General features: G+C 39.6%; 11 protein-coding genes. 8 read left to right on the top strand and 3 right to left on the bottom strand.

Features of this window, described 5'->3' with window-relative positions; all coding sequences use genetic code 11:
• Positions 1 to 177 precede the first annotated feature (177 nt).
• From FCL54_RS07760 to FCL54_RS07735, 6 genes are all read left to right on the top strand, one after another.
• Positions 178 to 726: a peroxiredoxin gene (locus FCL54_RS07760; protein ID WP_138125053.1), complete on the top strand. Its 549-nt coding sequence runs from the start codon at positions 178 to 180 to the stop codon at positions 724 to 726.
• A 254-nt stretch (positions 727 to 980) separates the two neighbouring features.
• The gene (locus FCL54_RS07755; RefSeq protein WP_138125051.1) at positions 981 to 2,738 is read left to right on the top strand and encodes an ABC transporter ATP-binding protein; all 1,758 of its coding nucleotides are present in this window, start codon (positions 981 to 983) and stop codon (positions 2,736 to 2,738) included.
• A 13-nt stretch (positions 2,739 to 2,751) separates the two neighbouring features.
• Positions 2,752 to 4,554, top strand: coding sequence for an ABC transporter ATP-binding protein (locus FCL54_RS07750; protein ID WP_138125049.1), 1,803 nt, complete (start codon positions 2,752 to 2,754; stop codon positions 4,552 to 4,554).
• 252 nt (positions 4,555 to 4,806) lie between these two features.
• Positions 4,807 to 6,132, top strand: coding sequence for a cytochrome ubiquinol oxidase subunit I (locus FCL54_RS07745; protein ID WP_138125047.1), 1,326 nt, complete (start codon positions 4,807 to 4,809; stop codon positions 6,130 to 6,132).
• 22 nt (positions 6,133 to 6,154) lie between these two features.
• Entirely contained in the window at positions 6,155 to 7,174 is a 1,020-nt protein-coding gene (locus FCL54_RS07740; protein WP_138125045.1) for a cytochrome d ubiquinol oxidase subunit II, read from the top strand.
• Between the two features lie 140 nt (positions 7,175 to 7,314).
• Positions 7,315 to 7,980, top strand: coding sequence for a potassium channel family protein (locus tag FCL54_RS07735; RefSeq protein ID WP_138125043.1), 666 nt, complete (start codon positions 7,315 to 7,317; stop codon positions 7,978 to 7,980).
• 100 nt (positions 7,981 to 8,080) lie between these two features.
• Here FCL54_RS07735 and rnjA read toward each other — a convergent pair whose 3' ends face one another.
• A complete protein-coding gene (rnjA, locus tag FCL54_RS07730) occupies positions 8,081 to 9,748 on the bottom strand; it encodes a ribonuclease J1 (RefSeq protein ID WP_138125041.1) in 1,668 nt (555 codons plus the stop codon).
• 3 nt (positions 9,749 to 9,751) lie between these two features.
• A complete protein-coding gene (locus FCL54_RS07725; protein ID WP_138125039.1) occupies positions 9,752 to 9,961 on the bottom strand; it encodes a DNA-dependent RNA polymerase subunit epsilon in 210 nt (69 codons plus the stop codon).
• A gap of 403 nt (positions 9,962 to 10,364) precedes the next feature.
• Here FCL54_RS07725 and FCL54_RS07720 point away from each other — a divergent pair, with 403 nt between their 5' ends.
• Together FCL54_RS07720 and FCL54_RS07715 are read left to right on the top strand one after the other, a co-directional pair.
• Entirely contained in the window at positions 10,365 to 11,264 is a 900-nt protein-coding gene (locus FCL54_RS07720) for a DMT family transporter (protein ID WP_138125037.1), read from the top strand.
• 69 nt (positions 11,265 to 11,333) lie between these two features.
• Positions 11,334 to 12,116 (top strand): Cof-type HAD-IIB family hydrolase, encoded by a 783-nt coding sequence (locus FCL54_RS07715; RefSeq protein ID WP_138125035.1) that lies wholly within the window; start codon positions 11,334 to 11,336, stop codon positions 12,114 to 12,116.
• Between the two features lie 136 nt (positions 12,117 to 12,252).
• Here the strand turns inward: FCL54_RS07715 and def are convergent, their stop codons facing one another.
• Positions 12,253 to 12,798 (bottom strand): peptide deformylase, encoded by a 546-nt coding sequence (gene def, locus FCL54_RS07710; RefSeq protein WP_138125033.1) that lies wholly within the window; start codon positions 12,796 to 12,798, stop codon positions 12,253 to 12,255.
• Between the last annotated feature and the right edge of the window lie 60 nt (positions 12,799 to 12,858).

Raw genomic sequence — 12,858 nt, 5'->3', positions numbered from 1 at the left:
ACATGCGTTATACTAATAATGCGTTTAGTTTGTTCCCTTAGTGGTTATATTATAAAAGGGCTTTGACGGCCGGTTAAATTAAATTAATTATAATTTAATATTGACTAAAAAGTAGAGGTTGTTTATAATAACAATCGAGGGCGTAAGCCGATGAATTTTCTTAGGAGGGATTTACATATGGTAGAACGTATGGTAGGAAAACAAGCACCAAGATTTGAAATGGACGCAGTAATGCCAAATAAAGAATTTGGAAAAGTAAGTCTCGAAGAAAATATGAAAAATGACAAATGGACAGTTCTTTTCTTCTATCCAATGGACTTCACGTTTGTTTGCCCAACTGAAATCACAGCACTAAGCGACCGTTATGACGAGTTTGACGATTTAGATGCAGAAGTAGTTGGTGTATCTACTGATACAATCCACACTCACCTTGCATGGATCAATACTTCTCGCGATGAAAATGGTCTAGGTGAACTACAATATGCTTTAGCAGCTGATACGAACCATAAAGTTTCAAAAGAGTATGGCGTATTCATTGAAGAAGAGGGAGTTGCCCTTCGCGGTCTGTTCATCATCAATCCAGAAGGTGAACTAATGTATTCTGTTGTAAACCACAATAATATTGGCCGTGATGTGGATGAAACACTACGTGTGCTTCAAGCTCTTCAAACTGGTGGACTTTGCCCGGCAAACTGGAAGCCAGGACAAGAAACACTAAACGTATAATACGTTGGTTAACGAAAGTAAAGGGAGCCTGTCCAACCTGGACAGGCTCCCTTTTATGTTTCAGTAGGAATTTGGAACAGGGTGGTTTTCTGAGTAAAAAAGTCCGAATTATGCGTTTTTTCAGAGAATATTCCATTAATAAAAAGTTTCAAAAAATTAGGCCGAATCTCTGGTCATTTATTTCGTAATCCGATATATTATGTATATTGTCACTAAAAATACAAAAAATTGAGTCAGAAAAAGGTGGTGGAGAAGTGGATACGTTTAAACGGTTAAAACAGTTTTATTGGCCTTATAAAAACTACTTTTTGTGGTCGGTGTTTTCTCTTATATTCGTTTCCGGAATCACAGTAATATACCCGATGGTACTTCAGTTCACGATTGACGATGTTATATTGAAACAAGATTACCAGTGGGTACCATACTTAGCGATCGGCTTTATTATCGTAATGGCAGTAAAAGGGACTGCAACGTTTTTTCATCAATACCTGGGTGATTTATTTGGTGTAACAGCAGTTTATAAGTTAAGAGAAGCCCTTTATGAAAAGCTGCAGTTTCTTCCCTTTCGTTATTATGATAATGCGAAGACCGGGGATTTGATGTCAAGATTAACAGCTGACGTAGAGGGCTTTCGTTTCTTTTTATCCTTTGGGTTTGCCCAGATCATTAACTTTTTGCTTTTAGTTTCATTCAGTCTTGCTGTTATGTTTTACTATTCAGTACCACTTGCATTCGTAACGCTCGGTATGCTGCCGTTTCTTGCAGTAGCCGTTTATCGGTTTGACAAAAGGGTTCACCCTGCTTTTAGGGGAATCCGAAAGTCAATGGGAAGATTAAATACAAAAGTACAGGAAAATATAAGCGGTATCAATACGGTTAAGTCACTTTCCAGAGAGGATTTTGAAATTGGAAAGTTCGTAAACAACAATAAAGATTATCGCGATAACTATTTGACTACTTCGGATATCTGGGCAAGATACTTTCCTTTAATGGAATTGATCGGAAACATTTGTGTTGTTCTGCTGCTTTCATACGGTGGGTTCCTCGTACTTAACGGGAATTTGAATCCGGGAGAGCTTGTAGCTTTCTTCAGTCTTGTCTGGTATATTATCTGGCCGATTATGAACCTTGGTTTCGTAATAAACACATTCTCCCAATCAAAAGCTTCTGGTGAACGCCTTCTGGAGATACTTGATGAACCGGAAGATATTCAAAATGTGGGAAATCCATTAGAGGTAGAAAGAATCAAAGGACACGTTACCTTTAAGAATGTGACACACAAGTATGCAAGCGAAGACGATCTCGCTCTTAAAAATGTCTCGTTCGACGCACCGCAGGGAACGACGATCGGTTTACTGGGTGCCACTGGTTCAGGGAAAACGACTATCACCCAGTTGATTTCGAGGTTCTATGAGCCGCAGAAGGGCGAAATTTTAGTTGATGGAAGAGATATTAAAGACTACTCAATAAAGTCATTGAGGAAAAATGTCGGTGTAGTATTACAGGAAACTTTTTTATTCTCCTCATCGATCAGAGATAATATCGCTTACGGAGATCCAGATGTGGAATTTGACAAAATTGTTGAGGCGGCGAAAAGAGCGCAGGCCCATGACTTTATCATGGAGCTACCTGATGGATACGAAACGGTTCTAGGGGAAAGAGGAATGGGCCTCTCTGGGGGGCAAAAACAGCGTATCGCAATTGCGAGAGCCATTTTAACAGATCCGAGCATCTTGATATTGGATGATGCAACGAGCGCGGTAGATATGGAAACCGAGTTTAAGATCCAAAAGGCGTTCAACGAGGTTATGAAAGGCAGAACGACTTTTATCATTGCACATCGTATTTCTTCTTTAAAACATGCCGATGAGATCCTTGTTCTCGAAGATGGTGAAATTGCAGAGCGAGGAACCCATGAAGAATTGATTAACAAAAATGAAGGTCTGTATAGAAGAGTGTACGATATCCAGTATCAAGATAAAGAAAAAATTTTACAAAGGCAAACAGGATAAGTGAGGTGAAACAATGAGTAAAAGATCACAACAAAGATTTCATTATTCACAGGATCAAGCGATTGAAAAACAGTTCAACTGGAAACAAATGCTCCGCCTGTTGGGATATATGAAACCTTATAGTAAAACATTGCTGCCAAAAGCGATCATCACAATGCTTGTGTCGACCGCAGTACGCCTTGTCGTTCCAATATTTATTGGGGTTCTATTATTTGACCATGCCATTAAGCAGCGTGACGAGTCACTTTTAATCCAATTAATAATCGGAATAGCCAGTTTATATATCCTTTCTTGGATCGCTAACACATTCCGCATTAAATGGACTAACCAGCTGGGACAATACATCATTTATGATATTCGGCAGGGATTATTCAAACACATCCAGAGGCTTTCACACCGTTTCTTTGATAATCGTTCTGCAGGTTCTATCCTTGTTCGAATTATTAATGATGTCAACTCACTGCAGGAGCTGTTTACAAACGGGGTAATAAATCTTTTGATGGACGTTCTCCTCCTGTTAGGAATCCTGGTAGTCATGTTCGTACTCAGCCCTCCGCTGACACTTGCCATAATGGTTATTTTGCCTATTATGTTCTTTATTTCAACGAAGTTAAGAAGGAAGATAAGGCGTTCTTGGCAAATGGTACGGATTAAACAGGCTAAGCTTAACTCCCACTTGAATGAAAGTATTCAGGGAATTCGTGTTACTCAGTCTTACACACAGGAAAAAGAAAATATGGGCTTTTTTGAAGGTGTAAACGGGGAAACGTTTGAAAGCTGGAGAGATGCAACCCAGAAGAGTGCTATTTTCCGTCCTTTTGTTGAAATGTCAAATGCGATCGGGACTGCTATCTTGATCTGGTTTGGTGTATATCTTATCCAGAATGGAATGGATTATGGAGTTTTCGTTACATTCGCTTTTTACCTTGGCATGTTCTGGGAACCGATCTCAAGAATGGGTCAGGTATACAACCAGCTGCTTGTTGCGATGGCATCTTCTGAGAGGATTTTTGAATTCTTAGATGAAAAGCCAAATGTATCAGAAAAGAGCAACGCAATTGAACTGGAAGAGATGGATGGTAAAGTTGAATTTGAAAATGTTGATTTTGCATATGACAGCAAGCGCAAGGCCCTTGATAACATAAGCTTGACGATGGAAGCGGGCCAAACAGTCGCACTTGTTGGCCACACGGGATCTGGTAAGTCTACGATCGCCAACTTGATCAGCAGATTCTATGATCCAACCGATGGTTCTGTAAAAATTGATGGTATCGACTTGAAAGATATTAAACTAGACAGCCTTCGCCAAAAGGTTAGTGTTGTGTTGCAGGATACATTTATTTTTTCCGGAACGATCATGGAAAACATCCGTTTTGGAAGGCCGGGAGCAAGTGATGAAGAAGTAAAAGAAGCTGCAGAAGCAGTCGGGGCAGACCTGTTTATTAAAAGGCTAAAAAATGGGTATGAAACAGAAGTAGAAGAAAGAGGGAATGTCCTGTCAGTCGGCGAAAGGCAACTTCTTTCCTTTGCAAGGGCGCTTCTGGCTGATCCGAGAATCTTAATTCTTGATGAAGCTACTGCAAGTATCGACACGGAAACAGAAGTCAAGATTCAAAAAGCGTTGCAGATTGTACTGAAAGGCCGAACTGCAGTTATGATTGCCCATCGATTATCCACGATCCGGGAGGCTGATAAGATTATCGTTCTTGATCATGGTAAAATTATTGAGCAGGGGACTCATGACCAGCTTATGGCCAAAGGAGATACCTACTATGAATTGGTTAAGTCACAATTTAATATGCTAGATGCAGTTTAAATCAAAAGTCTCCACAATTGTGGAGGCTTTTATTATTTTACTTTATTTATGCAGAAAGTGAGATTTTTATTGGAGTGTCAGTTATAATAGTCTTAAGGTTATTTGTGATATAATTCACAAAGTTTATAGGGGTTATTATTGGTAAGAAAAACATTCCTTAGGACTGTGTTGTTTTTTGTAGGAGCAATAAGGGTATGAAACGACTGATATACTCAATTTTAGTAGTAAATTTTTCCAAGGGGGTTAATGTAGATGGAACTGGATTCTGCTATGCTCAGCAGGCTGCTGACAAGTCTTACCCTGGGATTCCATATCATTTTTGCGACCCTGGGCGTCGGGATTCCTTTAATGGTAAGCATTGCTGAATGGATTGGAATAAAGAGAAACGATCCTCACTATTTATTGCTGGCGAGGCGATGGACAAGAGGCTTTGTCGTAACAGTGGCAATAGGGGTTGTTACCGGTACAGCGATAGGGCTGCAATTGTCATTACTATGGCCGGGATTTATGCAACTGGCAGGGCAGGTTATCGGCTTACCGCTGTTCATGGAAACATTTGCGTTTTTCTTTGAAGCTATATTTCTTGGAATCTACTTATATACATGGGATCGGTTTAAAAAGCCTATTTATCACTGGATTCTTTCCATTCCAGTTGTGATCGGTTCCTCGGCCTCAGCGTTTTTTATATCGACGGTAAATGCTTTTATGAATGCACCTCAAGGGTTTACGCTTAAAGAAGGTGTTATTACTGATATTCAGCCGCTTGCAGCTATGTTTAATCCGGCTACACCAACAAAAGCATCCCATGTTTTGTCATCAGCTTATTTAACTTCTGCATTTGTACTTGCAGCAATTACTGCTTTTTCGATTCTCAAAGGAAAAGACAGTATCTATTATAAGAAAGCTTTGAGGTTTACCATGGTAGCAAGCTTTGTTTTTGCTGTTTCGACAGCTGTGATCGGAGATTTTTCTGGTAAGTTTTTAGCTGAGTACCAGCCTGAAAAACTGGCGGCGGCCGAATGGCACTTTGAAACATCCGAAGGGGCAGATTTAATACTTGGTGGAACGCTTAGTGAGAATAACGAAGTTAAATATGGCCTTCGATTGCCTAATTTCTTGAGTATTCTTGCTCATGGAAACCCTGCTGCAGAGGTGATGGGCCTTGATCAAGTTCCTGAAGATGAGATTCCGCCGTTATTTATTCATTATCTTTTCGATTTAATGGTTGGGATTGGTATGTTCCTTGCTGGTATCTCTTTTTTATATGTGTTGATGGCAAGGTTTAAAAATTTTAACGAGAATAATAATATGATTCTCCGGCTTATTGTTATCGGTGGTCCGCTATCTGTCTTTGCGATTGAGTTCGGATGGATTTTTTCAGAAGTGGGAAGACAACCATGGATTCTTTGGGATATTATGAGAACAGGACACGCAGCCACTACTGCGGATAATGTCGGTCTGATGTTTATCCTATTTACGCTTCTGTATTTATTGCTTGGCACAATTTGTATTGTTGTCTTGAAGAAGATGTTCAAAAACAATCCTGCAGAAAATGAACTAGAACAGCTTAGCGAATAGTGTTAAGGAAAGGAGCGCAACGATGGACGTACAATTAATCGGAATTACAGTATTATGGGTTTTTCTATACGGATATTTAGTAACTGCATCGATCGATTTTGGTGCTGGTTTCTTTGCTTATTATGGAAAATTGACAAAAAAAGAACATATTACTAGTAAAATAATCAGTCGTTATTTGTCACCCGTTTGGGAAGTCACAAACGTATTCTTCGTATTCTTTTTTGTTGGTTTGGTCGGCTTTTTTCCTGATACTGCTTACTATTATGGCACGGCATTGCTAGTCCCGGGCAGCATCGCGATCATTTTGCTTGCGATCAGGGGTTCTTTCTATGCTTTTGCGAACTACGGTGCAAGAAAAAGCCATTTTTATTCGTTTTTGTATGGGGTAACTGGCCTATTGATACCCGCCTCTCTTTCAACGGCCCTAACAATATCTGAAGGTGGATTTATAGAGGAGCAGGGAGGAGAGATCGTATTACTAACGCAAAATCTATTCACATCCTTTTATTCATGGTCCGTTGTCTTTTTGGCGCTCGTTTCTGTTCTTTTTATCAGCGCTTCTTTTCTAACATTTTATGCCAGTCGTGCAGAAGACCAGCCAGCATTAGAATTGCTCAGAAAATATGCCCTTTTTTGGAGCTTTCCGACAATTGCGGCCAGTCTGCTTGTTTTTATCTCTCTTCAGCAGCATAATCCGGAACATTTTTATAAAACGCTTGATTATGCCTGGATGTTTATTGGTTCGTTGTTTTGCTTTTTAATCGCGATCTATTTGATTTTTTATGGAAAACGGTACGGAGTTGCGTTTATTTTTGTAATGCTCCAATTTTTCTTTGCATTTTTTGGGTACGGCGCATCGCATTTACCGTGGATCCTATATGACCATGTCACCATTTATTCCGCATACACAAATGAAACGATGGGGATAGCGTTGATTGTAGCTTTTATGGCAGGACTCAGCTTATTAATACCTTCATTGGTTTTGTTAATGCGGTTGTTTTTATTTGATGCAGAATATGTTAAAGGAGAAAGAAAAGAATAAAGAATAATTGACAGTGTGCCCTTTCGTGATACCATAAAAACAGGTAGAATCGGATTGTACATTACATGCAGGCCAACTTCGAACGGGTATACAGATTACATAAATAATAATATTCCAGAAAATATATTGGGGGAATAGACGTGAAAAAGCAGTTCGCAGTAATTGGCCTCGGGCGTTTTGGAGGCAGTATTTGCAGAGCTTTAAGCCAGCAGGGAATGGAAGTTCTGGCGATCGATCTTGATGAGGATCGTGTGAATGAATTTGCTTCGATCGCAACACATGCAGTTATAGCAGACACCACAGATGAAACCGTGTTAAAGAATCTAGGGATTAGAAATTTTGACCATGTTATTGTTGCGATCGGCGATAACCTTCAGGCAAGCATTCTTACAACCCTTATGCTAAAAGAACTAGGTGTAAAGCATATTACCGTTAAAGCTCAAAACGATTATCATGAAAAAGTGCTGAATAAGATTGGAGCTGACAAAGTCGTCCATCCAGAGCGGGACATGGGCTTGCGGATTGCACATAATATCGTCTCTAACAGTGTACTGGACTATCTTGAACTGTCGGATGAACACAGCATCGTGGAATTGATGGCTAATTCTAAAATGGGTGGAAAAACACTTGCAGAGCTCGATGTCCGTGCGAAATACGGAGCAAATATCGTAGCGATTAAGCAAGGGGAGGACATTATCGTTTCCCCGATGGCCAGTCAACAAATTAACAAAGGGGACATTCTTATCGTGATCGGTTCCGATAAAGACATTAATCGGCTTGAACGCCATATATTGGATACAGAATAAGCGAGTTTTCCGGCTTGAAAATAAACAATGTCAATTTATTTTATTAATATATGAAAAGGCGACCTATCCTGATGGAAGGTCGCCTTTTCGATATAAATTTTTATATTTCCATGATGATCGGAAGGATCATTGGACGGCGTTTTGTTTTATCATATAAGAACGGAGCAAGAGTATCTGTGATCTCATTCTTGATTTCAGACCATTGTGATGTTCTTTTTTCCATTACGCCACTTAAATGCTTGTTTAGTAAATCCTGGGCATCATTGATCAGGTCGCCGGATTCTCTCATATAAACAAAGCCTCTGGAAATGATGTCAGGACCGGAAAGTATTTTAAATTCTTTCATGTTGATTGCAACTACAACGATAACAAGTCCTTCTTCAGAAAGGATTTTTCGGTCTCTAAGTACAATGTTTCCAATATCGCCGATTCCGCTTCCATCAACATAAACAGAGCCGGAAGGGATTTTTCCGCTTACAGATGCGTCATCCTCACTTAAAGCAAGTACTTCGCCATTATCCATAATAAATGAATTTTCCAGTGGTATGTCACAATCCTGTGCTAACTTCGTGTGCATTTTCAACATACGGTATTCACCGTGAATAGGCATAAAGAACTTTGGTTTGATCAGTCGCAGCATAAGCTTTTGTTCTTCCTGTCCTCCGTGACCAGAAGTGTGAATATCACTTAGTTTATGATGGATCACATCAGCGCCGGCACGAGAAAGCTGGTTGATGATTCGGCTTACGCTAACCTGGTTTCCTGGAATAGGGGACGAAGAAAAGACAACCGTATCTCCCGGGATTACCTGAATTTGCCGGTGGGTTCCGTTTGCGATTCTTGATAGTGCCGCCATCGGTTCCCCCTGGCTTCCTGTACAAAGTATCGTTACTTTGTTGTCAGGTAGGCGATTAATCTGGTTTGCATCCACGAAAGTGTTTTTTGGAGCGCGAATATAACCCAGTTCTTGTCCAATGGTTATAGCCGATTCCATGCTTCGTCCAAATACTGCGATTTTACGTTCATTTGCTACTGCGGCTTCAACTACCTGCTGCAGGCGATGGATGTTGGAAGCAAACGTTGCGAAAACAAGTCGGCCCGATACTTTTTGAAAGATATCATGGATATTTTCGCCGACGCGGCTTTCAGACATTGTAAAACCAGGGACTTCACTGTTAGTACTGTCAGATAACAGGCATAATACGCCTTCTTTACCTATTTCAGCCATTTTGGTTAAGTTTGCAGGTTCTCCAACCGGAGTAAAATCAAACTTGAAATCACCTGTGTGTACGATGTTTCCTGGTGGTGTCTTCACAACAATCCCATATGAATCCGGAATACTGTGAGTTGTTCTAAAGAAATTAACAGATGTCTTTCTGAATTTGATTACATCTTCTTCCTGGATTTCATTAAGTTTAGCTCTTCTTAACAAACCGTGCTCTTCCAGTTTATTTCGAATCAGGCCGATTGCGAGCCTTCCTCCGTAAATTGGAACGTTGATTTCACGAAGGAGATAAGGGACTCCCCCGATATGGTCTTCATGTCCATGAGTAATGAATAGTCCCTTTATCTTGTCTTCGTTTTTAATAAGATAACTGTAGTCAGGAATCACATAGTCGATACCGAGCAATTCCTCTTCTGGGAATTTAATTCCGGCATCGACCAAGATGATTTCATCCTGAAATTGTATCCCGTACATGTTTTTTCCTATTTCTCCTAGTCCTCCGAGTGCAAAAACAGCTGTTTGATGATTTTTTACAAATTTCATAGTCTACACATTCTCCAATTCAAATTGTTCAGAATTTCTTTCATATTCCAGGAAATCTCCATCGATTTCTTGAATGAACTCGATATTATAATTTCTTTCGGCAAGTTTAAGCCGAACTTCCCGTTCAGAGTTTGCCTCGACATATAGGCTCTGAGTCCGTTCTCTTACAGGAATTTCTTTTTTCGTTTCCTGGTAGAATACCTTGAATATCATTTTGTAACCTCTCCTTAACCAAGACAATTTAAAATGCACCTTAGTTCATTATAAATGAAATTGGTTTCTTTTTCATGTTTGAAGTTAATTTTCCATTTTAATAAATAAAATAGATATATGTATACCCTTCTTTCAGGTAAGAAAGAAGGGCTTTAATTAGATTGCGGAGGATGATAAGGAAAGAGAAAATCACGCCACTTTTTCAATATTTTTTTCTTCACTTTTCTAAGCATGAATACTTCCTCCTTTCCTATTCTAACGTTATTTTTATTATTTGGGAAATGTACATAAACTTACGCGGAAATTTGTGGCAGTTTAAAATAAGTTTCATAAACAGACAGGGAGAAATGATTCATGTAGAATAAAGGATAGTTAAAAAATGAAATGTTCCAGGGGTGGTAGGGTGAAATTATATGCTGCACTCATAACGTTAAGTTTGATCTGGGGAATGTCTTTTATGTTTATCAAATTGCTTCTGCCTGCTCTTGGACCATGGGGAGTGGTCTTTTGGCGTTGCTTTTTTGGTGCTGTAACACTGCTTGTCACCATTACAGCAAGAAAGCAATTTTATTATATTAAGAAACTTCCGTGGAAGTCCCTGATGCTGGTCGGGATATTTAATGCCCTTATTCCCTGGGGGCTTATCGCAGTAAGCGAATTGAGGATCTCAAGCAGTATGGCCGCGACGATGAATGCTACAACACCAATATGGACCAGTCTGATCGGCTTTTTATTTTTTTCTGTTTCTTTAAAAGCGAAGCATTGGACCGGCATTTTTGTAGGTTTCATCGGTATTTTGTTTTTGCTTAACTTTAATGTACAGAGTATATTTACAGAAGACTTCATCGGTATAGGCACGATGCTTGGAGCAACGATTTGTTATGGATTTGCATCTCAGTATACCCGCAGATACCTCAAAGATGTACCCGTTTCGATTATTGCTTTCTTTACGCTCCTTTTCGGCATGGCAGGAGGATTCACACTAATGTTAGTGACCGATGGTTTTTCTGCAGAGGTATTTTTCTCCCCTAAAAGTTTTTTGTCGATGATTGGTCTGGGAGTTTTAGGCTCTGGCATCGCTTATTTACTGTTCTATTACATGATTAAAGAAGGAAGCGCTGAATTTGCATCATTTGTTACGTATCTTGTTCCTGTGACGGCGCTATTATGGGGCAGCATGTTATTGAACGAAGAATTATCATCGAACTTAATTGTGGGGCTTGTCCTTATTTTCTCAGGCGTCTATTTATCGACAAGGAGAACGCCGAAGGTAAGGGAAAGAGAGAGCGTGCAATCTTTGTAGGTGAATTATATAATGGACAAATAAAAGAAAAAGGATTGAATACAAACGAAAGAACAGCGAGGGATATACATGAGTGAAAAAATCGTTTTCTTTGACATTGATGGTACATTGCTCGATGAACAAAAGAGGATTCCGATTTCTACAAGAGAAGCGATTAAGGAACTATTAGAACAGGATATATTAATAGCCATTGCAACAGGCAGAGCGCCTTTCATGTTTGAAGATATTCGCAAAGAGCTTGAAATTGAGACATTTATCAGTTTTAACGGCCAATATGTAGTCTCTGCAGGGGAAGTCGCATATAAAAATCCGCTCAAGAAGGAAAGGATTCAGGAGCTGGAAGAAGTGGCTTCCAACAATAAACATCCGATGGTTTTTCTTGATCATATGGGGATGAGAACGAACCATCATCAACATCCCCATATTATAAAAAGTATGGATGATTTGAAGATGTTCCATCCTGATTATGACCCATCTTATTATCACGACAGAGAAATCTTCCAGGCGCTGCTGTTTTGTGAAAATCAGCATGAACTCTCCTATAGAGAGAGTTACCACGATTTAGATTTCATAAGGTGGCACGATTATTCAATGGACGTGCTTCCGTCTGGAGGCTCAAAGGCAAAAGGGATTGAACAATTGATTAAGCAGTTGGGAATTTTGCCTGAAAATACTTATGCTTTTGGAGATGCCTTAAACGATATAGAAATGCTTAAATTTGCTGGAACCGGAATTGCGATGGGAAACGGTATGGATGAAGTGAAACAAGTGGCGGATTTTGTAACGAAGGATGTATCCGAGAACGGAATTAAGAAAGGCTTGATGGAAGTCGGTCTTCTGAAAGGAAGTTAAACTAATTATCAAAAGACTGGTTACAAGGTTATCACTTCCTTTGGTTCTTTGCCATAAAATAAAAAAAGTTCATGCCATGTAGGCATGAACTTTTTTTATTTCTTGAAAATAATTAGACAAACCGTTCTCCAAATTTTTATGATGTAGGTAAAACCATGTCATCTTCCAAACCGTCTTCCTTGATGCGGTCATAAAACATAATTCCGTCAAGGTGGTCGATTTCATGCTGGAAAACAATGGAGGGGAGGCCTCTGAGCCTTAATTTCACCTCAGTACCATCTATATCTGTTCCTTTTACGGTTATACGGGAGTACCGCGGGACGAGTCCGGGAACATCCCGATCGACAGAAAGACAACCTTCACCGCCCTCCAGGTGAGTTGTTTCAACAGAATGACTGGCAATCTTAGGGTTGAACAGACCATAGCTATAAAGATTTCCTTTTTCATCATAAACATGGACTGCGATCATTCGCTTACTGATACCGATTTGCGGAGCAGCGAGGCCGATGCCGGAACGAAGCTGATATTTTTCTGCAATTTCTGGGTCCTGGCTGTTTTTTAAGAATTGAAGCATATCTTTTAATGTTTCTTTTTCATCCTCAGATGGCGGCATTTCGATTTCTTCAGCTACTTTTCTGAGCAATGGATTTCCTTCTTTTATAATATCTTTCATTGTTAACATTTTTTTATCACTCCTAATCGTACATAAAACATATGTAATTATAGTTTAGCATATGCATGC

Source organism: Exobacillus caeni (genome assembly GCF_005747095.1).
Taxonomy (GTDB): domain Bacteria; phylum Bacillota; class Bacilli; order Bacillales; family Guptibacillaceae; genus Exobacillus; species Exobacillus caeni.
Note: the sequence above shows the minus strand (reverse complement) of the source record. Positions and strands in the feature narration are given on the sequence as shown.